Raw genomic sequence first — 22,118 nt, 5'->3', positions numbered from 1 at the left:
TCGTGATAACTCCCAAGGCCTGTTCAGCCCGCCTGGGCGCACCCGGCCAGATAGTCCACCAGCGTGCGCGCCGCAGGCGATAGCCGGCTGCCGTCCCTGAAGCAGATGGCGAACTGGCGCCGCGCCCAGGCATCGGTGAGCGGCACCATGTGAACGCCTTGCACACCTTGCCCGCCCTGACCGGAGCCCGCCATGCCCAGGATCTCCCTGGGCATGATGGCCACGCCCAGGCCGGCGCTCACGCAGCGGATCGTGGCGTCGAAGGAGCTGACCACGGCGCGGTAATTGAGGGGCCGGCCGATGATGGCCGCCGCCCGCGCCAGCATGGTGTAGACGGCCGTGGAGGCGGGCAGGCCCACATGCTCGCAATCCAGCGTTTCGCTGAAGCTGCAGCGGTCGCGCAAGGCCAGCGGGTGGCCGGCCGGCACGGCCACGGCCAGGGTGTCGCAGCGGTAGGGCAGGGTCTGCAGGCCCTCCAGATCGGCCGCGTTCCAGCACACGCCCACCAGGGCCAGGCCTTCGCGGATGGACCGGATGATTTCGCTGCTGGTCAGCTCCTCGATGTCCACGCGGATCTGCGCGTGCTCGGGCTTTTGCAGAAAGGCCGCAATGTCATCGGGCAGCGACTCGGCAATCGACGAGACCGAGGCCAGTATCCGCACCTGTCCCTTCACGCCATGCTGGTAGGCCGCCATGTCGCGGGCCGCGCGGTCGGCGCTGGCCAGCATGGCGCGTGCATGCTCCAGCAGCATCAGCCCGGCTGCGGTGGGCACCACGCCCCGGCGGTGGCGCTCCAGCAGCGGGGCCTGCACCTGCTCTTCCAGCAGCGCCATGCGCTTGCTGATGGCCGATGAGCCGATGTGCTGCTGCTCGCCCGCGCGGGCGATGTTGCCCAGGTCGCAGGCCGCGACAAAGAGCCGCAGGGTGGTCAGGTCCAGGTCTTTCATGGCGGTTATGGATTTCCATTCGGGAAACTCTGAGCCGAAAAATTATCGCTTCTGCAAGCTGTTGGGAATGTCTAAAGTGCCATTCAAGACAAACCACCCCACGCGAACCTTCCCATGCCAGAACCCATCCGTGCCCCGCAGTCCGCCGTCATCCGCGAGGTCGGCCTGCGCGATGGCCTGCAAAGCATCCAGACCGTGCTGTCCACCGAGCGCAAGAAGGAATGGATACGCGATGCCTATGCTGCCGGCCAGCGCGAGATCGAAGTCGGCTCCTTCGTCCCTGCGCGCCTGCTGCCCCAACTGGCCGACACGGCCGAGCTGGTGGCCTATGCCCGAACGCTGCCGGGCCTGTTCGTCTCCGTGCTGGTGCCCAATCTGCGCGGTGCCGAAAGCGCCATCGCCAGCGGGGCCGACCTGATGCTGGTGCCGCTGTCGGCCAGCCATGCCCACAGCCTGGCCAACCTGCGCAAGACGCCCGATGAGGTCGTGGCCGAGGTGGCCCGCATGCGTGCCGCACGCGATGCCGCAGGTTCGAAGATGCTGATCGAAGGCGGCATTGGCACGGCCTTCGGCTGCACGCTGCAGGGCAGGGTGGAGCCGGCCGAGGTGCTGCGCTGCATGCAGGCCCTGCTGGACGCGGGGGCCGACCGCGTCAGCCTGGCCGACACCGTGGGCCATGGCGGGCCGGGCCAGGTGCAATCGCTGTTCGAGCAGGCGCGGCGCATTGCGGGCGAACGCTTTTGGTGCGGCCACTTCCACGACACGCGTGGCCTGGCGCTGGCCAATGTGCATGCCGCACTGCAAACCGGCGTCACGCGCTTCGACGCCACGCTGGCCGGCATCGGCGGCTGCCCCCATGCGCCCGGCGCCAGCGGCAATGCCTCCACCGAAGACCTGGCCTTCATGCTGGCCACCATGGACATCGACACGGGCCTGGACATCGAGGCCCTGCTGCGCCTGCGCGCCAAGGTGGCCGCCTGGCTGGATGGCGAAAGCCTGCATGGCGCACTGTGGCGCGCGGGCCTGCCGCGCAGCGTCACCGCCGACGCAGCCACCGCCGCTGCATGAACCCATGAACCCCTTACCTTCCCACGAGCACACCTGTATGGCCACCGAACCCCAGCTGCCGCTGTCCGGCATCCGCGTCATCGAATTCACCCACATGGTCATGGGCCCCACCTGCGGCATGATCCTGGCCGACCTGGGCGCCGAAGTCATCAAGGTCGAGCCGCCGGGTGGCGACAAAACGCGCACGCTACCCGGCCTGGGCATCGGCTTTTTCCGCAGCTTCAACCGCAACAAGAAAAGCGTGGTGCTGGACATCACCACCGAAGCGGGCCGCGCCACCGCTGCCGAGCTGGCCGCTGGCAGCGATGTGGTACTGGAGAACTTCCGCCCCGGCCTCATGCAGTCCCTGGGCCTGGACTACGCCACGCTGTCGCAGCGCGCGCCCGGCCTCATCTACGTCAGCCACAAGGGCTTTCTGCCCGGCCCCTACGAGAAGCGCCTGGCGCTGGACGAGGTGGTGCAGATGATGGGCGGCCTGTCGTACATGACCGGCCCCGTGGGCCGGCCGCTGCGCGCGGGCACCAGCGTCAACGACATCATGGGCGGCATGTTCGGCGCCATCGGCGTGCTCGCGGCCCTGCGCGAGCGTGAGCGCACCGGGCGCGGCCAGGAGGTGCAAAGCGCGCTTTTCGAGAACTGCGTCTTCCTGTCCTCCCAGCACATGCAGCAGTACCTGATGACGGGAGAGGCACCGCCGCCCATGCCCTCGCGCGTGTCGGCCTGGAGCGTCTACGACGTGTTCACCCTGGCCGGTGGCGAGCAACTGTTCATCGGCGCCGTCAGCGACAAGCAGTTCGCCACCCTGTGCCGCGTGCTGGACCGCGCCGACCTGCTGCAGCGCCCCGAATACGCCGACAACGCCGCCCGCGTGGCCGTGCGCCCCCAACTGCTGGCCGAGCTGGGCGCCATCCTGGCCGGCCATGAATCGGCCCGGCTTGCGCCGCAGCTGGAGGCCGCAGGCATTCCCTACGCGCCCATCACGCGGCCCGAGCAACTGGTGGACGACCCGCACCTGCGCCAAAGCGGCGGCCTGGCTTCCATGCAGACCGAAGACGGCGGCCAGACCGACGTGGTGCTGCTGCCCCTGCTCATGAACGGCCACCGTCCCGGCGTGCGCATGCCGCTGGCCGGGATTGGCGAGCACACCGAAGAAATCCTCGGAGCCCTTGCATCACGGACCTGACAGCCATCCCCGGGCGCCGAAGGCCGCAGAAAAACCACCCCGGCGCGCATGAGACAACACAAAAAGGAGACAACCCCATGCACTCGTCCCATCCCTTCCGCCGCCGCACCCTGCTGGCCCTGGCCGGCGCATCGCTGGGGGCCGCTGCCCTGGGCGTGCGCGCCCAAAATGGCACGCCGCTGCGCGTCATCCTGCCCGTGGGGGCAGGCTCGGGCGCCGACACCATCGTGCGCTCGGCCCAGACTGCGCTGGTGCGCTCGCTGGGCGGCCAGCCCGTGGTCATGGAGAACCTGCCGGGCGCGGGCGGCATCACGGGAACGCAGGCCCTGGTCAAGGCGCCGGCCGATGGCAACACCATCGCCTTCATCTCCAACAACCACGCCGTCAACCCCAGCGTCTTCAAGAAGCTGCCCTACGACAGCCTGGCCGACATCACGCCGCTGTCCATCGTCGGCGGCTCGCCCTTCGTGCTGGTCGTCCACCCCAAGGTGGCGGCGCGCAATGCGCGCGAACTGCAGGCGCTCATGAAGGCGCGGCCCGGCGACCTCAACTACGCCTCGTCCGGCAACGGCACCATCTTCCACCTCGCGGCCGAAGTCTTTCTGGACGCGGCCGGCACCACGGCGCGCCACATTCCCTACAAGGGCGTCGGCCAGATGGTGGTGGACCTGCTCAGCGGGCAGGTGGACTTCGGCGTGATCGCCGTGGGCACGGCGCAGGCGCACCTCAAATCCGGCGCGCTGCGTGCCATCGGCATCATGGGCCGCGAGCGCGTGGCATCGCTGCCCGATGTGCCCACCGTCGCCGAGCAGGGCTTTCCCGGCGTGGACATCGCCGGCTGGGTGGCCGCCATAGGCCCCAAGGGCATGCCGCCCGCCCAGGTGCGGCGCCTGCACGACGGCATCGCCTCTGCCTTTGCCGACCCCGAGGTCAAGGCCGGCTTTGCACGGCGCGACGAATACACCGTGCTCAACAGCCCCGAGGCAGCAGCCCAGTTCCTGCGCTCCGAGCAGGAGCGCTTTGCGCGCCTGGTCAAGAAGGCCAATGTCGTGTTGGAGTAAAAACTCGGCCCTCTGACTCCTAAGGACAATGCTGGGGCTGTGATCAGCGGGGCGGAGTGGGTGCTGTTGCCGCTGGATCTGCAGCCGATTGGCCGGACGACATCACCGCCTCCAGCCCGCTTCTCGGGAAGACCGGGCTGTAGTTCACCTGGATCTCGGAGAGCCTGTCATTCACCCGCGTCGTCATGAAATAGCGCGGCATGCCGAATCCCACTTTCATCACCAGGCCGCGAAGTTCGGAGAGGGCGCCGACCTTCACATCGGGATCGACCAGCACGGCAATGCGAACCGTACTTTTGGCATCGGGGGCTGCGGTCAGCCTCCTGGAGAGTGTGTTTCTCAACTGAGCCGGACTGACCCGCTGGCCATCCAGGCTGTACGGGCGATCATTGCCGCTTGCCGCATGCATTTCGATCACGGTCAGATCTGCAGCAAGAGCGGGTGGGCCGAGCAGGGCGGCCAGCAGCAGGAATCTTGTTGGTTTCATGGTTCTGTTGTGCGATGCAGAGCTTGTTGACTCACTCGCTCTGTGAGCTTGTACCAGCTCGTCCCCACTTCTCCCAATTTCCCCCCAGATTGGTCGCAAGAATTCCTGTGCAACTCCAGGAAAAGACCATGATTGATTTCTCGCAAACCAACGCTTCACGCATTCGCCCGGCCCTGGTGCTGGCGCTGGCGGCCTTCGCGGCGGCCTGCAGCCATGCGCAGGGCCACGGGGGGCACGGCAATCCGCCGTCGCCGCCGCCCGAGGCCTATACGGCCTGCCAGGGCAAGGCCGAGGGCGACAGCGTGACGCTGACCATGCCCGATGGCAAGACGCTGGCCGGCACCTGCCGCAGCCTGAACGGGCAGCTGGTGGCCATGCCGGCCGGCGGGCCCGGCGCAGGCGGGCCGCCGCCCCATCCGCAGCAGTGATCGCGTGGCCCGGCGGGCCACGCCGCCGGGCTGTCTGCAACCCCACGGGCCTGCGCACAGGCCCTCATGAAAAGCCATCCCCATGAACCACTCTCAAGATGCCCATGATCTTGCCCACGACCTGGGCCTTCAGCACGATCTGCAAGTCATGGCGCGCCGCCTGTCCGAGCGCCGCCGCCTGTTGGGCCTGTTGGGCCTGATGGCTGCCGGTGGCGCTGCCGCGCTCTTGTCCGCCTGCGGTGGCGGCGGAGGTGATTCCGGTGATTCGACAGGGACCGGCACAGGAACCGGGACAGGAACGGGCACCGACACGGGAACGGGCACAGGTACGGGTACTGGAACCACGACCGGCACCTGCATGGTCGATCCCACGGAAACCGAAGGCCCTTACCCCGCCGACGGCTCCAACGGCTCGCGCGGCAGCCTGGTCAACGTGCTGTCGCAAAGCGGCGTGGTGCGCAGCGACCTGCGCAGCAGCTTTGGCGGCATGAGCGGCACGGCTGCGGGCCTGCCGCTGACGCTCAAGATCACCCTGGTCAACGTCGGCACCAACTGCAGCCCGCTGGAAGGCTATGCCATCTACCTGTGGCATTGCACCCGCGAGGGCGAGTATTCGCTGTACTCCACCGACCTGCTCAACCAGAACTTCCTGCGCGGCGTGCAGGCGACGGACAGCAATGGCGAATGCACCTTTGTGACCATCTTCCCGGGCTGCTATGACGGGCGTTGGCCGCACATGCACTTCGAGGTGTTCCGCAGCCTCGACACGGCCGGCAGCTACACCAACAAGCTGCTGACCTCGCAGATGGCCATGCCCAAGGACATCGCCAGCGCCGTCTATGCCGGTGTCAGCGGCTACAGCGCCAGCGTCTCCAACCTGTCGCGGGTCAGCGTGACATCGGACAATGTCTTCGGCGACAACACCAGCGAGCAGATCGCCTGGCAGACGCCCACCTTCACCGGAGACACCACCAATGGCCACACCGCCATGATATCCATCGGCATTGCCGTCTGACGCAGCAACTGAATGAGCCTCCGCCTCCCGCGCCTGAAGCTGCAGCACAAGGCCTTCTTCGCCCTTGCCGTGCTGCTGGTGGCCCTGCTGCTGGTGTTTCTCGGCTTCTCGCGCCTGGGCCTGCAGCGGGGCCTGGGGCCCTACATGGCCGAGGTGGAGCTGACCGGCATGGACGGGCTGGCCGAGCGGCTGGTCCAGCACCACGAGCAAAACGGCGGCTGGGATGCGGCGCGCGCCAACCCCGGTTTCTGGCGCGACATGGTGCGCCCGGGCGCAGGCATGGGCCGGGGCTTTCCTGCGGGCGAGCCCGGGCCACGGCCCCCCATGCCCATGCCCATGCCGGAGCCGAGGCCTGGTTTTGAGGGAAGCCACGGCCCGGGGCCGGGCCCGGAGTTTCCGCCGCCGCCTGGGCTGGAAGGCGGAGAGCCTGCCGATCGCTCAGATCGCTCAGATCGCTCCGACCGTACAGACCGCCCAGGCCCGCCGCCAGACCGCCCTTTCGGAGGCCCGTGGGCGCGCGTGGGCCTGCTGGATGCCCAGGGCCAGCTCATCTCCGGCATGGCGCCGCAGCCCGGTGCGGCGCACCGCGTTCTGCGCGCCGCCAATGGGCAGGCCATTGGCGAGATCGTGCTGTCCCCCGTGCAGACCGGGCAGGGCATGCAGCGCGACCTGGACCGCGCCTTCCTCGCGCAGCAGATGGGTTTTGTGGCCTGGACCGGGCTGGCCGGCCTGCTGTTGGCGCTGCTGCTGTCGGCCTGGCTCACGCGGCGCTGGCTGGAGCCGCTGACCGCCTTTGTCGACGGCCTGCGCGGCATTGCGGCCGGCCGGCTGGACACGCGCGTGGCCATCAGGGGCGATGCGGAACTGGCCCGCCTTGCGGAAACCTTCAACGACATGGCCGTGCAGCTGGCCACCATGGAAGCCTCGCGCCAGCGCTGGCTGGCCGACGTGGCGCATGAGCTGCGCACGCCCCTGTCCACCATGCGCGCCGAGGTCGAGGCCGTGCAGGACGGCGTGCTGCCCATGGACGACCGCATGGCGCTGCGCCTGCACCGGCAGATCATGCGGCTGATACGGCTGGTCAGCGACCTGCGCGTGAGCCTGGACGACTCGCAGGCCCTGCACGGCTCGGGCCATGTGCCCGTGCATGTGCTGACCCTGCTGGGCGAGGCGCTGGACGGCGCGCGGCCCGGCTTCGAGCAGGTGGGCATCGGCCTGGACCGCTCCACCGTGGACCAGCTGGCCGCGCGCATTCCGCCGCCGCTGGTGCAGGGCGATCCGCACCGGCTGCACCAGGTGTTTGCCAACCTGCTGGAAAACAGCCTGCGCTATACGGCTGCGGGCGGGCGGCTGCAGGTGTCCGCCGAAATCGTCCAGATGCAGGACCGCAGCATGCTGCAGCTGCGCTGGGACGACACGGCTCCCGGCGTGGCCAGCCCGCACCTGCCGCGCCTGTTCGACCGCCTCTACCGCGTGGACGCCTCCCGCGTGCGCGATGGCGACGGCCTGGGCGGCTCCGGCCTGGGGCTGGCCATCTGCCGCACCATCGTCCAGGCCCATGGCGGCAGCATCGAGGCCGCCGCCTCGCCGCTGGGCGGCCTGCGCATCACGCTGTGGCTGCCCTTGCTGGAAAATCCCGCGCCATGAAGCCTGCCCGCATCCTCCTGGTCGAAGACGAAACCGACATGGCCGCCATCGTCATCGACTACCTGCGCCATGCAGGCTACGAAGTCGAGCACATCCGCCACGGGCGCGAGGCGCTGGACCGCATGCTGCGCTCCCCGCCCGACCTCACTTTGCTGGACATCATGCTGCCGGGGCTGGACGGCCTGGACATCCTGCGCCAGTTCCGCCCCCACAGCGCCAGCCCCGTCATCCTGCTCACCGCGCGTGTCGAGGAAATGGACCGCCTGCTGGGCCTGGAGCTGGGCGCGGACGACTACATCTGCAAACCCTTCGCCCCGCGCGAAGTCGTGGCCCGCGTCAAGGCCGTGCTGCGCCGCAGTGCCGGCCCCGGCCCCGCGCAGCAACGCCTGACGCTGCTGCCCGAGCAGGGCCGCGCCATGCTCAACGGCAGCGTGCTGCCGCTGACCAAGCGGGAGCTGACCTTGCTGCAGGCCCTGATGCGCCAGCCCGGCCGCCTGTACTCCCGCGCGCAGCTGCTGGAGCTGGCCTGCGCCGACACGCTGGACGTGAACGAGCGCGCCATCGACAGCCACATCAAGAACCTGCGCAAAAAGCTCAAGGCGGCGGACGACCGCCATGAGTGGATTCGCTCCGTCTATGGCGTGGGCTTTGCGTTCGAGCCCGATGGCGGTTCCGACACGCGGGCGCAGTGAAGGCCCGGCGAGGGCAGGGCGCAGCCCCTACCTCGACTCGTCGAGGTGCTCCATGAACGTGGTGCCCGTGTAGCGGGAACGGAACAGGCCGGCCTCCACCAGGCGCGGCACCAGCTGCTCCAGCACGCAATGCAGGGACTCGACGGAGCCGCCGGGCGCAGCCAGAAAGCCGTCGATGGCGCCGGCAGCGCTCCACTCGGTGATCTGCGCCACGGCATCGTCCACCGTGCCGACCACCTGCCAGTGCGCGGCGGAGAGGATTTCCGGCCGCTGCAGCAGCTCGTCAATGCGCAATGACTCGCGCTCCATCAGGCGCCTGAGCAGGCCCGCATGCGTGCGGCTGGACGGGGTTGCCACGGGCGGCGGAAGGTCGGCTGCGGTGATCGGCCGGTCTGCGGGCCAGTCCGTCAGGTCCAGGCCGACCATGGCCTTGATCGATGCCAGCTTGCGGCCCCTGTCCACCCGGCCGTGCGTCTGCTGGAACATCTCCCGGGCCTGCTCGCGGGTGTCGGCCAGGTACAGGCTCAGGCCGGGCAGCAGGCGCACATCCTGCGCCTGCCGCCCATGGCGCTGGGCGCGCCGAGACAGGTCCCGGCGCAGCTCCAGCGCTGCGTCCAGGTCCGGCGTGGGGGCGAAAACAATGTCTGCCACCGATGCGGCAAAGTCGCGCCCGGTGCTGGACGCGCCCGCCTGCACCAGCGGAATGCGCGGGCCGCCGAACTCCGGCAGGTTCAGCGGGCCGCGCACCTTCAGGTGCGGTCCCTCGTGGTCTATGGGGTGGACCAGCGAGGCATCGGCATAGCGGCCGCTGTCCCGGTCGATCTTCAAGGCCTCGTTGGGGAAGCTGGCCCACAGCCGGCGCACCACGTCGGTGAACTCTGCGGCCCGCGCATAGCGTTCATCGGCATCGGGCATGGCGTGCAGCCCGAAGTTCTCGTGGCCCTGCAGGGCCGTGACGATGTTCCATCCGGCGCGGCCGTTGCTGATCCAGTGCAGCGACTGCAGCTGGCGCGCCACCGCATAGGGCGGGAAAAACGTGGTCGATACCGTGGACACCAGGCCGATGCGCGAGGTCTCGCGCGCCAGCGCGGCCATCAGCACCGTGGGGTCCAGGCTGGCGAAGCCCGCGCCCGTCTCCAGCGCCTCCATGGGCAGAAAGCTCACGTCCGGGCGGAAGACGAAGTCCAGGTGCGCGGCCTCGGCGCGCCGGGCCAGGTCCAGGGCGAAGTCGCTGGAGTACAGCCCTTCGATATTGCTGCCGGGCCGCCGCCAGGCGTCGCCGCTCAGCCAGGTGGGGGCCAGCGAAAGGCCGATGTGCAGGGGTTTGCGGGGTGTCATGTCTGCTGTCATTCCCATCTCAGAACGTTCCGCGCACGCCCACGCCGATCATGCGCGGCGCGGTCATGCTGGCCTCGATGCCGCCGATGCCGCGGTTTTGCTGCAGGTACGTCGGTGCGCGCCTGTCGAACACGTTCTTGATATAGCCGTACAGCTGCACGCGCGCGCTGTAGGCATAGGTCATGCGCAGGTCGGCGATGGTGTTGGAGCCGACCGCATAGGCGCGCGTGTTGGCGGTATCGGAGTAGTAGCCGTCCAGGTGGCGCACCTGGCCGGAGACATTGAACCGGGGGCTGGCGTCCCAGCTCACGCCCAGGCTCAGGTTGTAGCCGGGCGAGCGGGCGAAGCGGTTGTGCTCGTAGCCGGGGTTGCTGCCCATCTCCTCGATGCGGGTGCGCAGCACGCCCACGCCGGCCTTGATCCGCAGGTTGTCCAGCGCGCGGTAGTCGGCGCCCAGCTCGAAGCCGTAGGCATGGGCCTTCTCCGCGTTGATGGTGTAGGACTGGGCCACGCCCGGGGAGATGACCACGGGGATGTTGTACTGCGCATCCCGCATGTCCATGTAGAACAGGTTGGTGTTGAGCATCAGCCGGTCATCGAGCAGGCTGGCGCGGCTGAACAGCTCGTAGTTCCAGATCGACTCCTTCTTGAAATAGGCCCACTGCCGGCTGGTGAGGTTCAGCGACACACCGCCCGGGTTGTAGCCCCGGCTGACCAGCGCGCCCACGGTCCAGCGCGGTGTGGCGGCATAGGCCAGGGACAGCTTGGGCAGCAGGGCCGAGAAGGTTTTCGTGTAGTCGAGGGCGGTGGGTGCCAGCACGGAGGTGCCATTGCGCACCACCTCGTCGTGCTGGTAGCGCAGGCCGCTGGTCAGGGTCCAGCGGTCGGCCAGGCGCCAGTTCAGCTCGCCGAAGACGCCCAGGTTCTTCTTCGTGTCGTCGAAGGCGGACAGGCCGCGCAGCAGCAGGCTTTCGTCCGTGCCGGTGCGCGCGTAGTAGACGCCGCCGAAGCCGCTCAGGCGGTCCTTGTCGCTGCCCACCAGGGCGCGGAACTCATTGGAGACATTGTTCTGGCGGATATCGGCATCGCCCTCGCCGGGAATGCCGGTATAGCGCTGCACGGACGAGCGCGAATACTGGGACTGGTTGACCAGCCGCACGCCGTTGCCCAGCTCGTAGCTGAGGTCGAGGATGCCGGTGTCGGTCTTCTGCTTCCAGCTGGGCATGGTCGTCGTCCAGTGCTCCAGCGCGGTGAACGGAGCGGACGCTGCCTCCTGGCTGGGGCGGTTGCTGTCGTTGTGGGAATAGGTGAACTTGGCCTCCAGGCCCGGAACGCTGCTGGGCAGCCACAGGAACTTCATGCGTGCGTTCAGCGCGCGGAAATCCTGATCGGCCTGGCCCCGCTGGAACTGCGGATTGGTGTAGTCGATGAAGGTATCGCGCCCCGAGTAGTCCACGGCCAGCCGCGCGGCCAGCTCCTCGCCCACGGGGCCGGAGACGGCGATGGACGCACGCCGCGATTGGTAGTCGCCCGCCTCCAGCTGGTAGGCCCCTTCGCGCTTGAAGCTGGGGTCCTTGGTGTTCACGACGATGGCGCCCGCAATGGCATTGGCGCCCTGCGAGGTGGTCTGCGGGCCGCGGAACACCTCGATGCTCTCCACATCCCAGACCGAGGTCGCGCCGAAGAACATCTCGTTGTAGTTGAGGTAGTGCCCATCCAGGTTGATGGTGGCGCGCGGCACCGTGCCGCCCCAGAAGACGTTCTGGCCGTTGTTGGGGCCCTGCGTGTCCTGCCCGCGGATGATGGGCGCGCCCACCGTGTCGGTGTAGACCACGTTGGGCACATCGTGCAGCACCTCGTGGACCGAGGCATTGCCGGACTCCTGCCGGGCCAGGTCCTTGCCGGCCTTGACCGACACGGAGGAGGCCGTGTCCTTGAGTTCGCGCCTGACCTTTTCTCCGCTGACCACGACCGCTTCAAGCGCGGTGGATTCCCCCCCGGAACCCGACGCGCCCTGCGCGAAGGCGCCGGCCGGCGCCATCAGGGTAGAGAGTGCGATGGCGCCCGCCCGGGACGGGAGCCTGCGATGGAAACACAGCTTCACAGCATCTTCCTTTGATGAGAATGATTCGTATTTTTCAAAGGTCGCCATCATGCATTGAAATTCCACAGTAGGGAATGCATTCCCACATGCGGAAGAAAAAAACAGCGGCGAAATGGTGTGCGCGCACCTGTGCAGAGCCTTCGGCAGAGCCGGTATCATCGACACCGGCGGCGCCTGCGCCCCCACCTGCGATGCGCCTGGTACAGGCAAGAAAGCCCAGCCCTTGAAAACAACAACACCTCAGACGACAGCCGGCGAGAAGCGCTCCGGCACCATCCAGTCCGTCTCCATCGCCACCCGGTTTCTCATGGTCCTGGCCAATGCCGAAAGCGAGCTGGCGCTGGGCGAGGTGGCCCGGCGAACGGGAACGGGGGGCTCCACGGCCCACCGCTACCTGCAAAGCCTCGTCAAGGAAGGCCTGGCCAAGCAGGACCCGGCCAGCGGCCTGTATGACCTGGGCAGCGCGGCGCTGAGCATCGGCATTGGCGCGCTCAAGCGTGTGGATGCGGTGGAGATTGCGGCGCAGCGCATGAAGGCGCTGACGCACAGCCATGCGCTCAGCGGCGGCGTGGCCATCTGGACCGACCGGGGGCCCACCCTGGTGCGTTGGTACCGCAGCGCCTACTTCTCGATCAACCCGCTGGCGCTGGGCGACATCCTGCCCATAGACAACACCGCCTGCGGCCTGGTGTTCCAGGCCTTCCTGCCCAAGGCCACCATCGACGCCGCACGGCGCCAGCAGCCCGCCCATTTCCGTGGCAAGCCGCCGGCCAAGGCCGTGCTCGACGAAGTGCGCGAGCGCTGCTGGTCCGAGATGACCAGCCACCTGCTGTCCAACGTCACGGGCCAGGCGGCGCCGGTGTTCGATGCGCAGCATGAAATCGTCTGCGCGGTCACCACCGTCTCGGACCTGGGCCAGCTCAAGTCGCCGCAAGACCGGGTCGCGCTGTTCCGCGAGGCCAGCCTGATCAACCAGTCCACGGGCGGGCGGGCCTTCAGCGCAGATTCGCCTTGAAAGCCGCGCCGGGAAAAATGCCCGGGCGCCTCAGTTCCCCGCGGCGCGCTCCATGGCATTCACGGCCCTGCGCCCCCTGGGCACCACCATGGGTGTCCCCGACACGGGGTCCGCAATGATCACGGCCGGCAGGCCGAACACCTCCTGCACCAACTGCTCCGTGAAGATCGCCCCGGGCGCGCCCTGCGCGGCAATGCGCCCGTCGCGCATGGCGATCAGGTGCGAGGCATAGCGGCAGGCCTGGTTGAGGTCGTGCAGCACCGCAACCACCGTGCGGCCGGCGTCGTTGAGATCCGCCAGCAGCTCCATCAGCTCGATCTGGTGGGCGATGTCCAGGAACGTCGTGGGCTCGTCCAGCAGCAGGATCGGCGTCTGCTGCGCCAGCACCATCGCAATCCACACCCGCTGGCGCTGGCCGCCTGACAGCTCGTCCAGCAGGCGGTCGGACAGCGCTGCCACATCGGTGGCCTGCATGGCCTCGGCCACGGCCTGCTCATCCGCGTCCGTCCACTGCCTCAGGAAGGATTGATGGGGGTAGCGCCCCCGCGCCACCAGGTCCGCCACCCTGATGCCCTCGGGCGCCACCGCGCTTTGCGGCAGCAGGCCCAGGCGCCGCGCCACCTCCTTGGCGGGAAATTGCGAGATGTGCCGGCCATCCAGGATGACCTGCCCGGCCACCGGCACCAGCAGCCGCGACAGCGCGCGCAGCAGGGTGGACTTGCCGCAGGCGTTCGGCCCCACGATGACGGTGAAGGAACCATCGGGAATGGCAAGGGACAGGCCCTGCGAAATCGTGCGCTCGCCGTAGCGCAGCGTCACCGCATCAGCACTCAGGCGCTGCGTCATGGCCGGTCATTTCCCACAATCGATAGGTCCTTCGGTGTTTGCAATGTGGAATGAATTCTACAATACGGAATATGCTGAAGACGCCGCCCTGGCGCCCGGCCCCGTCGCTTCGGATCGAGATGAACAGACTCCAACTTGCCGCCCTGGGTGCGGCCGCCGCACTGGCCGTGCTGGCCTGTTTCGCATGGTTTCCACGCGCCGCCGTTCCCGTGGCGGGCGCCGCACCGCATACATCGGATACGCCGGCTGCAGCACACGCAGACCATGCACCGCTGCCCCGGCGCATCGTCTCCACCTCGCCCAGCGTGACCGGCATCCTGCTGGCCATCGATGCGCCGGTCGTCGCGACCGCCGCGACCACGCCCAGCCGCATGACCGACGACAAGGGCTTTTTCTCGCAATGGGCCGCGGTTGCCGACAAGCGCGGCGTGCAGGTGCTCTACCGCAACCTGCAATTCGACATCGAGGCCGCCATCGGCGCCAGCCCCGACCTGCTGGTGGCCTCCGCCACCGGGGCCGACAGCGTGGCCCAGCACCGCACCGAACTGCAGGCGCAGGGCGTGCCCATGGTCGTGGTCGACTACTCCAGCCAGTCCTGGCAGGACATCGCCACCGAACTGGGCCGCATCACGGGCCATGCGAAGCAGGCCGCCGCAGCCATTGCCCGCTTCGATGCCCATGTGGCGCAGACCGCCGCCTCCATCACGCCCCCGGCCCAGCCGGTCAGCATCGTTGCCTACAACCTGGCCGGCAGCTACTCCATAGGCCGCGCCGCCAGCCCCCATGCGCGGCTGCTGGCCGCACTGGGCTTCAAGGTGGAGGGCCTGCCGCCCGCGCTGGCCGCCCAGGTCACACGCGCCTCGGACTTCGAATTCATCTCCCGCGAGAATCTCTCGGCCGCCATCACCGGCGACTCCGTCTTCCTGCTCGGCGCCTCGCAGGGCGATGTGCAGGCCTTCCTGGACGATCCGCTGCTGGCCAACCTGCCCGCCGTTGCCGGCCGGCGCGTCTATCCGCTGGGCCCGACCTCGTTTCGCATCGACTACTACTCGGGGCAGCAGATGGTCGACGCCGTGGCAAGCCATTTCCGCTGAGCCATGCGTGCACGGCTCCAAGGCGCGGCGGCGCGGCCTGCCTCGCGCTCCTGTTTGCGCTCCTCCTCGCGCTCCTCCCTGCACTGCAGGCGTTGGCTGGGCCTTGCGGGCGGGCTGCTGGCGCTGGCCATCATCGCCGTGCTCGGCATCACCGTCGGCTCGCGCGACATTGCGCTGGCCGACATCCTCGGCGCGCTGCGGGCTCCGGACCTGCGTGATGACCAGCACCTGATCGTCAGCCTGCTGCGCATGCCCCGCACCGTGGTGGCCATCCTGGCCGGCATGGCACTGGGCGTGGCCGGCGCGCTCATGCAGGCCGTCACCCGCAATCCCCTGGCGGAGCCGGGCTTGCTGGGCGTCAACGCGGGCGCGGCGCTGGCCGTGCTCATCGGCATGACGGCCTTCGGCCTGACGTCCGTGCTCCAGTACGTCTGGTGCGCCTTTGCCGGCGCGGGGCTGGCGGGCGCTGCCGTCTTCGCGTTCGGCCAGTCCCGGGGCGCGGGCGCGCACCCGGTGCGCCTGGTCCTGGCCGGGGCCGGCCTGTCGGTCATGCTCACCTCCAGCGCCGGCATCATCCTGCTCAACGCGCCCCCGGAAGTCTTCGACGGCTTCCGCCACTGGGCGGCGGGCTCGCTGGAGGGCAGCGGCTATGCCAGCGCCGCCGTGCTGGCGGCTGCCGTGGCGGCAGGGCTGGCGGCGGCCTGGGCCATCGTCGGCCAGCTCAACGCCATGGCGCTGGGGCATGACGTGGGCCTGGCGCTGGGCGTCAATGTGCGCGCCACCGCGCAACTGGCCTGCCTGGCGGTCATGCTGCTGGCCGGGGCCGCCACGGCGGCCGTGGGGCCCATCGCCTTCGTCGGCCTGGTGGCGCCGCATCTGGCACGCCTCTCGTGCGGGCCGGACTACCGCTGGATACTGCCGCTGTCCGCGCTCTACGCGGCGGTGCTGCTGCTGGGGGCCGACGTGCTGGGCCGTGTCGTCGCGGCACCTGCCGAAGTGGCTGCGGGCATCGTCGCCTGCCTGATCGGCGGGCCGTTCTTTGTCTGGGTGGCGTGCAGATACCGGTTGAGCAGGCTATGAAGACCTCCGTGAACACATCCGTTGTGCGCTGGGGAGCCTGTTCGTTTCTCTGGCGGCCCAGGCCGCTGGCCGTGGGCATGGCGCTGGTCGTGCTGGCCCTCGTGCTGGGTGTGCTGCTGCTGGGCACGGGAACCCTGTCCCTCAGCCCCGCCGAAGTGCTCGACAGCCTGCTGGGCACGGGCTCCAACCCCGCAGCAGAGCGCATCGTGCAGCGGGTGCGGCTGCCGCGTGTCCTCACGGCCGTCTTCGTGGGCGCGTCGCTTGGCATGGCGGGCGCCATCTTCCAGTCCATCTCCCGCAACGCGCTGGGCTCGCCGGACGTGATCGGCTTCACCACCGGCGCGGCCAGCGGGGCGATTGCGCTCATCGTGCTCGGTGACGCCGGGCCGCTGTGGACATCGCTGGCCGCCGTGCTGTCGGGCATGGCCACGGCGGCTGTCGTGCTTGCGCTGTCCGGGGGCCGGCGTGCGGCCGGCGGCTACCGGCTGGTGCTGGTGGGCATAGGCGTGGGGGCCACGCTCTCGGGCCTGAACACCATCTTGCTGGTCATGGGGGATCTGGACCGGGCCGTCGCCGCGCAGCGCTGGCTGGCCGGCTCGCTCAGCGCGCGGACCTGGGCCCATGTCCTGCCCGCCGCGCTGGGCTTCATCGCCATCGTGCCCGTCGTGCTGCGGTGCGCCCGGCGCATCAACCTGCTGGAGCTGGGCGACGATGCCGCCACCCAGCTCGGCGTCAACGTGCCGCGCACGCGGCTCACCATGGTGATGGCTGCCGTGGCCCTGACCGCCATCGCCACGGCAGCGGCGGGGCCCATCGCCTTCATCGCGCTGGCCGCGCCCCAGGTGGCCAGGCGCCTGGGCCTGTCGCCCGACGTGCCCCTGTTCACGGCGGCAGCCATGGGCGCCGTTCTGCTGCTGGCGGCCGACATGCTCAGCCAGTGGGCACCCGTGCGCCTGCATCTGCCCATCGGGTTGGTAACGGGGCTGCTGGGCGGGGTGTATCTGCTGTGGCTGCTGTTTCGCACGCGCAAGGGATAGACGGCCGTGCAGGGTGCAACGGGGCGCAGACCCGGTGCCTCCGGCACTACCTGACGCCGCGCGCCACCCCAGGCCCCACCACGGTGTACACATGCCCGGCCTCTTCGGCAGCCACCTTGGCCGCCTCGCTGCGGCGCACCTCTGCCTGGTCCTCGTACTCGCAGTTCATCACCCGGGCTTCACTGCCCGCGAACTCCGCCAGCGATTCAGCGCTGTTGCGAATGGTCACCAGCGCCTGCGCCACCACGTCCAGCCGCTGATGGCCCTCCGGGATCTCCAGCCAGGCCAGCGCCAACTGGGCCAGGGCGGAAACTTCGGCACAGCCTTGCTGCACGAAGCGGTCCATTTCATGCAGCGCTGTTGCGAGCTTCTGGGCGTGGGTGTTTTCGGGGGGAGGGGATGGGGGGATGTGCTTCATGGGTTGCTGCTCCTGTGTCGAAGCGCCGTGCTGCGGCGAGGACGGTCCGTAGCGATTCGTGGCTGCAGGCTAGAAAACTACGCAACTCGTAGTATCGAGAATACAGCATAACTACGAGTCTCGTAGCTTTTGGAAAGCACGAGATGTCAGACGCAGATGAACAATGGGGCGCGAGGCTGAAGCAGGCTCGGCTTGCAGCAGACCTGTCCCAAAAAATGCTGGGAATTGAAGCGGGAATCGATCCGTTTGTGGCGAGTGCGCGGATCAATCGCTATGAGCTGGGGAAACACAAGCCGGACCTGCTGACCGTGCGCAAGCTGGCGGAAGTGCTCAAGGTTCCGATGGCGTTTTTCTATTCGGATACGGATGATGAAGTGGCGGAGTTGTTGCTCAGGTATGGGGTTTCGGGTGAGGAAGTTAGGAAACGGGTGAGGGATGTATTGAAGGATTAGGCTGGGCGCGATGTGCGTGTTGGATTGTGACTATGAATATAACCCTTCAATCTACCCAGAAATAGTTGAATCAAAATTAATTAAAAATCCATGATTCATTCGCGAATTAGGCGATTCACCTTGATAAATATACTTTCGATAAGCTCTTTTGCTCTCATTCCATAGTGTAGTGCGCGATGGCAATTGGGGCAGAGAGCTACAGTATTGCTTACTGTGTCTGATCCCCCTTCTGCCAATTTGCGAATGTGGTGGACTTCTAGGAAAGGTTGGCCATCTGTGCTCTCAAACGGTGCATTGCTACTGCAGCACTCGCAAACGCCAGCAGCCTTTTTTAACACCCAAGCTTTAACCGCAGGATCGCGTTCGAACTGAGCTACTTGGCGAATGATTGTGCCGGGGTTGCTGTTGCCTGCTGGCTTGGCTTGCTTTTTGTTTTCCAGGTTCTCACGAACCTGAAACTCAAATTTTACAACAGGGGCTTGCTGGCTATTACTCAGCTCTAAGACCAATGCTTCAATCAGACAGGCAACTCTTTTTCCAACATTTCTTGCCGGTCTTAGCCCTGTAAGCCAATCCCTGCCCATAAGCGATAGAACATAAGAAATGTTCTGCATGCGGTACTCAAATGCTTTGACGGTACGCCCATAGTCTTGCGTTAATTTTTTGTAATACTGCTTTTTTGTAAACGGCTCATTGTTTCGCTCTTTGCGTTGCATCTCTAGGTAAGCCTCAACTGAAGAGCGTAATTCATCGTTCGTCCAGCTATCTCCCGCGCTGCCAGTCATGAATTCCGCAACTCTACATTTGCTGCATAGCTTCGAGAATTCATTCGCGCCTTTAGTTTGCATCCAGGCGAGCAGGTCATTAGGATCATTAGCGCAAACCTTCATGTAGCCACGACTCGTAAAAGGGTCAGGGCGTGCGTGAGTAGCGGGTATTTTGATGGTGCTACACCTCGCTGTGTGCAGTGGCATGTACTCAGCGCGCGGTGGGCGGTCTGTGTTTAAAACAAAACCATTGGGGTTATGCGCTAACCAGGCGTGATAACCTGCCTCATCGTCTTCGAATACTTTGTATTTATCGTCCATGTAATATTCTCATGTACTAGATGTATATAAACTTCGGAATTTGCGTGGATCAAAAGTGATTGTGCTCGACAGCTTTTAGTCGATTCTCGAATTTCATAGATCGACTATCGGTAGAATTCTTTGCATTCTAACGCTCCTGTTTGTGACATACATTGGGTATTCAATGTGTTAATGGCTGTGATCAAACGATGGAGTTGCGGCCGCAGTCCAATGACATCTATGATATTTTTCGCATGGGGGTGGCTATGCTCAAATTTAACAAGGAAGCCGACAACTGCTGCGCTAGCTTAACTGCTCGTTGCAATACCGCGTCTGCATCCAGACTTTGCGCAATCACCATTCGACGCTCTGTTGCAGAACTGAAGTGCTTGAGCCCGGGCAATACTGCTTCAAAGTGGCGACGGAGGTCGGTTTCGTTTCCATGGGCATCGTCGAAAGAGGCGCGCCTCCACATTGCTCGCAACGTGTAGCGTGGCTTGTTGTCGTCATTATTTGGCTGCCGACGGATATTTACAGATAGCGCCCAGGAGCTTTCATCGTCGATGGTTAGTTCGGCTATGTCTGGCGTGGCAAATTCTAGCCAAGTTCGCCCGTTTACCATGTCACTGAGGGGTAAGGCCTTGCGGATTTTTCGTTGTAACGATGCAATGCCCTGGCTACGTATTAGTAACATGCACAGCCGCAAGTGCTGCGCACGGAAAAGAGCCAGCTCGCCGCTTAGGCCTTCAAGCGTCTTTGGCGTCCACTGAGCGATACTCTGGCCGCGCAAAGCACTCAGCGCGGCAATCACCTGTGGATGCTTGCTGGCAATTTCACCAGCTAGTTCAGACAGCCGTGCTTCCGACGAACTCTCCCAGCTAGTCTGTTTTTGGCAATAGGCAACCAGCAGTTGTGCGGCTTGGTTGTTGCGGGTAACTTGCAATCGCGCCCGACGGGCCGATGCTTCAAGCCATGAATAGTCGAGCAGTGCCCAGCGCTTGCCGAGCGCGTTTAGTTTGTCATCTGTGTACCAATCAAGTTCACGATCCAGCACGACGTAAGCGAATTCATAGTCTTTGAATATAGGACGACTGCCAATTTCTTTATTTATTGCTCCTTGGTAGCGAGCCAGTTGCTCTTCGGTCAGTCTCGCACCAACTTTGTTTTCGATTGCAATCAGTAGCTTGTTCTGAGGATCTACTATGAAAAGATCGAGTCGTCCGGTACGCTTTTCTTCTTGCCCGGGTTCTTTTACACTCACCACAAATTCCCGCGTAACGAAAGCTGAGCCAAAACTCGACACACGAATACGTCCCGGTGTCCATTTGCGAAAGAACTTTTTATTATCGTAGATAGCTGCATCTGATTTTTGGTATGCGGCTTCTAGAAAATCTTTAATGACGGAGTCCCCTTGACCATGTCCTTCCCCTGGTGTCAAGCACCAAGCTAGCATATCTGAATGCTGATTTTCATTCAATGTTATGACATCTAGGATATCATCTGAAATCTTTGCCTGCTCGATTAACTCGATCAGTTCAGGGTCGGAAAAAAATGAGTATAGATCATCATTGTTCATGCGTTGTATAGACCATTTATTGGCCGCTTCTCCTGAGTGGATAATAGCATATTTTGCAAAAAAGCCAGCAGCGAATGGTTGTGGAATTTCAAATTAAAGTCCGTTGTTGTTGGTAACTTTGGAGTGATTGAAATATTCCATGATTATCGATCTTTGTCTTATCGATGATCTTGAATGTACGAGCAGGACTGCGTATATGGCTGGGCACACGGAGTCTATGTAGGTAGTTGTTAATATCCGAGAAGCCGCGCTGGTGTGCTTTGACATAAGAGCCGGATTGGTTGCGTGTGCCACGGACTGGCATTGTCTGTCGTCGCACGCCGGTTGTCATCTGCATCAAGCCCGCCTAGACCAATCTATTGAATGACGCAGCTATTCCGATTCGTTCGCACTCTGCTTCGGCCTGTTGGATTTCAAAATCCAGAAAATATCCTAGGTCCCAACAAAGTTTCCCGGCTCGGTGCTGCTCATCAAGTCTGGCAGGCACAAAATGCTCTGCAAATGAAAGAGCTTTCTTTAACTGGATCAATGCCTTAAGGCCCGTTATTCCTGTGGAAACCGATGCCGTTCCAACGAACAGGTCATGGCCTTTCACGTCCGAAAGATCGGGGATGTAATTGCAACGCACTGCACATCCATTCCCGCAGTTTTTGCAGTGCCATATTTCCATTGCAGATTTCTCCGCGGGGCGATGAAAATCAGTGCTTGTGCAGATGGGGCATTCCATGTTGGAGGCGGGTTGCTGGTGCTTCCAGTAGATTCAAACCTGGCTTCAGGGTCGCAGTCGGCTGATTGTGCCGCATGATGAGGAGGCTGGCATCCTGATTCAGGCGTGCTGCCATGCATCCTCAGCGTTTGCGGTGGCGGTGAGTAGGCATGGTGGCAGGTCGCCTCGCGATGGCGTGCATGTCTTCGGGCGGAGTGCCCGTATGGGTCACGCGACAGGGATGGTGAGCCTACGGAGAGTGAAGGAGGTTGACGGGACCTGTGCGCGGTAAGGACAATCGATCGTCATGGACACTGAAAATGAAATCTTGACACCACATGAACGTTATTGAAGCTGTAATGCACATGTCGCTTTACGCGAAGGCTCCCCATCCTGTCCTGGTGGTTGACGGGGTGCCGCTTGAGTTATGGTTGAAAGAGGCAGATTGCTCGGCTGTCTTTGGAGAAGATACTGTGGGTGGCCTTGTCCCGGCCCAAGGGTGGCTTATTGATGAGTGCGATTTGCAAAATGCCTGGTATCTTTTGAATCCAAAAAATGAAAATTCGTCGACGATAGTGCCAATCATGATCTGTCCAGATGATATGGATATGAATTGCACTGTTGCGGTGGTAGAGCAGCTGGTTGATGAAGAAGCGGTGAGTTGGGCGAGAATCGGACGTGCCATCGATGTGAGAAATGGTATTGTTGTTTCGGTTGAATGGGTAGCGGGAAATAAAAGAGCAGTATTTGACAAGACGGCTTTTTCTGCGGCGGTTGATGAGTTGAGGCGTCTGACAGAGGAGGTCTGGAGCTAGCTTCTGGCCACAGTCGCAAAGCTGGAATTGAGCGCCTTGCGG

Annotated in this window: 21 protein-coding genes; 13 read left to right on the top strand and 8 right to left on the bottom strand. The window is 64.8% G+C overall.

Going from position 1 to position 22,118, the window contains the following annotated elements:
* Nucleotides 1-23 precede the first annotated feature (23 nt).
* Nucleotides 24-947, bottom strand: a complete 924-nt coding sequence (locus ACF8NF_RS26245; protein WP_392451562.1) for a LysR family transcriptional regulator — start codon at nt 945-947, stop codon at nt 24-26.
* A 114-nt stretch (nt 948-1,061) separates the two neighbouring features.
* On the opposite strand from ACF8NF_RS26245, the gene ACF8NF_RS26240 reads away from it, so the two are divergent.
* The 3 genes from ACF8NF_RS26240 to ACF8NF_RS26230 all read left to right on the top strand — a co-directional run bounded on the left by ACF8NF_RS26240 (nt 1,062) and on the right by ACF8NF_RS26230 (nt 4,259).
* On the top strand, nt 1,062-2,015 hold the full coding sequence (locus tag ACF8NF_RS26240; RefSeq protein WP_392451561.1) for a hydroxymethylglutaryl-CoA lyase: 954 nt from the start codon (nt 1,062-1,064) through the stop codon (nt 2,013-2,015).
* Nucleotides 2,016-2,052: 37 nt separating this feature from the next.
* Entirely contained in the window at nt 2,053-3,198 is a 1,146-nt protein-coding gene (locus ACF8NF_RS26235) for a CaiB/BaiF CoA transferase family protein (protein ID WP_392451560.1), read from the top strand.
* A gap of 77 nt (nt 3,199-3,275) precedes the next feature.
* Nucleotides 3,276-4,259, top strand: a complete 984-nt coding sequence (locus ACF8NF_RS26230) for a tripartite tricarboxylate transporter substrate binding protein (RefSeq protein WP_046983531.1) — start codon at nt 3,276-3,278, stop codon at nt 4,257-4,259.
* Between the two features lie 43 nt (nt 4,260-4,302).
* On the opposite strand, the gene ACF8NF_RS26225 is transcribed toward ACF8NF_RS26230, so the two are convergent.
* Nucleotides 4,303-4,746 carry a hypothetical protein gene (locus ACF8NF_RS26225; RefSeq protein WP_203399531.1) on the bottom strand — a complete coding sequence of 148 codons (444 nt, stop codon included), beginning with the start codon at nt 4,744-4,746 and terminating at the stop codon, nt 4,303-4,305.
* A gap of 128 nt (nt 4,747-4,874) precedes the next feature.
* Here ACF8NF_RS26225 and ACF8NF_RS26220 point away from each other — a divergent pair, with 128 nt between their 5' ends.
* From ACF8NF_RS26220 to ACF8NF_RS26205, 4 genes are all read left to right on the top strand, one after another.
* A complete protein-coding gene (locus ACF8NF_RS26220; protein WP_016453656.1) occupies nt 4,875-5,174 on the top strand; it encodes a hypothetical protein in 300 nt (99 codons plus the stop codon).
* A gap of 82 nt (nt 5,175-5,256) precedes the next feature.
* Nucleotides 5,257-6,189, top strand: coding sequence for an intradiol ring-cleavage dioxygenase (locus tag ACF8NF_RS26215; RefSeq protein WP_392451559.1), 933 nt, complete (start codon nt 5,257-5,259; stop codon nt 6,187-6,189).
* 12 nt (nt 6,190-6,201) lie between these two features.
* Nucleotides 6,202-7,836, top strand: coding sequence for an ATP-binding protein (locus ACF8NF_RS26210; protein ID WP_392451558.1), 1,635 nt, complete (start codon nt 6,202-6,204; stop codon nt 7,834-7,836).
* Nucleotides 7,833-8,528 (top strand): response regulator, encoded by a 696-nt coding sequence (locus ACF8NF_RS26205; RefSeq protein ID WP_043822656.1) that lies wholly within the window; start codon nt 7,833-7,835, stop codon nt 8,526-8,528. Before ACF8NF_RS26210 ends, ACF8NF_RS26205 begins: the two co-directional genes overlap by 4 nt.
* 27 nt (nt 8,529-8,555) lie before the next feature.
* On the opposite strand, the gene ACF8NF_RS26200 is transcribed toward ACF8NF_RS26205, so the two are convergent.
* Both ACF8NF_RS26200 and ACF8NF_RS26195 read right to left on the bottom strand, forming a co-directional pair.
* Entirely contained in the window at nt 8,556-9,866 is a 1,311-nt protein-coding gene (locus tag ACF8NF_RS26200) for an NtaA/DmoA family FMN-dependent monooxygenase (protein ID WP_392451557.1), read from the bottom strand.
* A gap of 19 nt (nt 9,867-9,885) precedes the next feature.
* Entirely contained in the window at nt 9,886-11,835 is a 1,950-nt protein-coding gene (locus tag ACF8NF_RS26195; RefSeq protein ID WP_277848580.1) for a TonB-dependent receptor, read from the bottom strand.
* 358 nt (nt 11,836-12,193) lie between these two features.
* Between ACF8NF_RS26195 and ACF8NF_RS26190 the strand changes: the two genes are divergently transcribed.
* Nucleotides 12,194-12,985: an IclR family transcriptional regulator gene (locus tag ACF8NF_RS26190; protein WP_012204987.1), complete on the top strand. Its 792-nt coding sequence runs from the start codon at nt 12,194-12,196 to the stop codon at nt 12,983-12,985.
* A gap of 30 nt (nt 12,986-13,015) precedes the next feature.
* Here ACF8NF_RS26190 and ACF8NF_RS26185 read toward each other — a convergent pair whose 3' ends face one another.
* Complete coding sequence (locus ACF8NF_RS26185) at nt 13,016-13,831, bottom strand: ABC transporter ATP-binding protein (RefSeq protein WP_392451556.1); 816 nt, start codon at nt 13,829-13,831, stop codon at nt 13,016-13,018.
* 119 nt (nt 13,832-13,950) lie between these two features.
* Between ACF8NF_RS26185 and fepB the strand changes: the two genes are divergently transcribed.
* The 3 genes from fepB to ACF8NF_RS26170 are packed head-to-tail and all read left to right on the top strand — an operon-like array spanning nt 13,951 to nt 17,042.
* Complete coding sequence (gene fepB, locus ACF8NF_RS26180) at nt 13,951-14,925, top strand: Fe2+-enterobactin ABC transporter substrate-binding protein (RefSeq protein WP_319072888.1); 975 nt, start codon at nt 13,951-13,953, stop codon at nt 14,923-14,925.
* Nucleotides 14,926-14,928: 3 nt separating this feature from the next.
* On the top strand, nt 14,929-16,005 hold the full coding sequence (locus ACF8NF_RS26175) for an iron ABC transporter permease (RefSeq protein ID WP_034367203.1): 1,077 nt from the start codon (nt 14,929-14,931) through the stop codon (nt 16,003-16,005).
* Nucleotides 16,002-17,042 (top strand): FecCD family ABC transporter permease, encoded by a 1,041-nt coding sequence (locus ACF8NF_RS26170; RefSeq protein WP_392451555.1) that lies wholly within the window; start codon nt 16,002-16,004, stop codon nt 17,040-17,042. The genes ACF8NF_RS26175 and ACF8NF_RS26170 overlap by 4 nt, the downstream gene beginning before the upstream one ends.
* Nucleotides 17,043-17,088: 46 nt before the next feature.
* Here ACF8NF_RS26170 and ACF8NF_RS26165 read toward each other — a convergent pair whose 3' ends face one another.
* The gene (locus ACF8NF_RS26165) at nt 17,089-17,460 is read right to left on the bottom strand and encodes a hypothetical protein (protein WP_047328120.1); all 372 of its coding nucleotides are present in this window, start codon (nt 17,458-17,460) and stop codon (nt 17,089-17,091) included.
* Nucleotides 17,461-17,603: 143 nt separating this feature from the next.
* Here ACF8NF_RS26165 and ACF8NF_RS26160 point away from each other — a divergent pair, with 143 nt between their 5' ends.
* Nucleotides 17,604-17,912: a helix-turn-helix domain-containing protein gene (locus ACF8NF_RS26160; RefSeq protein ID WP_012204993.1), complete on the top strand. Its 309-nt coding sequence runs from the start codon at nt 17,604-17,606 to the stop codon at nt 17,910-17,912.
* Nucleotides 17,913-18,007: 95 nt separating this feature from the next.
* Here the strand turns inward: ACF8NF_RS26160 and ACF8NF_RS26155 are convergent, their stop codons facing one another.
* Both ACF8NF_RS26155 and ACF8NF_RS26150 read right to left on the bottom strand, forming a co-directional pair.
* Nucleotides 18,008-19,000, bottom strand: a complete 993-nt coding sequence (locus ACF8NF_RS26155) for an HNH endonuclease signature motif containing protein (protein ID WP_012204994.1) — start codon at nt 18,998-19,000, stop codon at nt 18,008-18,010.
* Between the two features lie 217 nt (nt 19,001-19,217).
* On the bottom strand, nt 19,218-20,555 hold the full coding sequence (locus tag ACF8NF_RS26150) for a PD-(D/E)XK nuclease family protein (protein ID WP_392451554.1): 1,338 nt from the start codon (nt 20,553-20,555) through the stop codon (nt 19,218-19,220).
* 1,044 nt (nt 20,556-21,599) lie between these two features.
* On the opposite strand from ACF8NF_RS26150, the gene ACF8NF_RS26145 reads away from it, so the two are divergent.
* Nucleotides 21,600-22,076: a hypothetical protein gene (locus tag ACF8NF_RS26145; protein WP_082848173.1), complete on the top strand. Its 477-nt coding sequence runs from the start codon at nt 21,600-21,602 to the stop codon at nt 22,074-22,076.
* The last annotated feature ends 42 nt before the right edge of the window (nt 22,077-22,118 follow it).

It is taken from the genome of Delftia sp. WSY_22, from assembly GCF_043104185.1.
Classification (GTDB): domain Bacteria; phylum Pseudomonadota; class Gammaproteobacteria; order Burkholderiales; family Burkholderiaceae_C; genus Comamonas; species Comamonas tsuruhatensis.
This window is presented reverse-complemented; position numbering and strand designations above follow the sequence as displayed.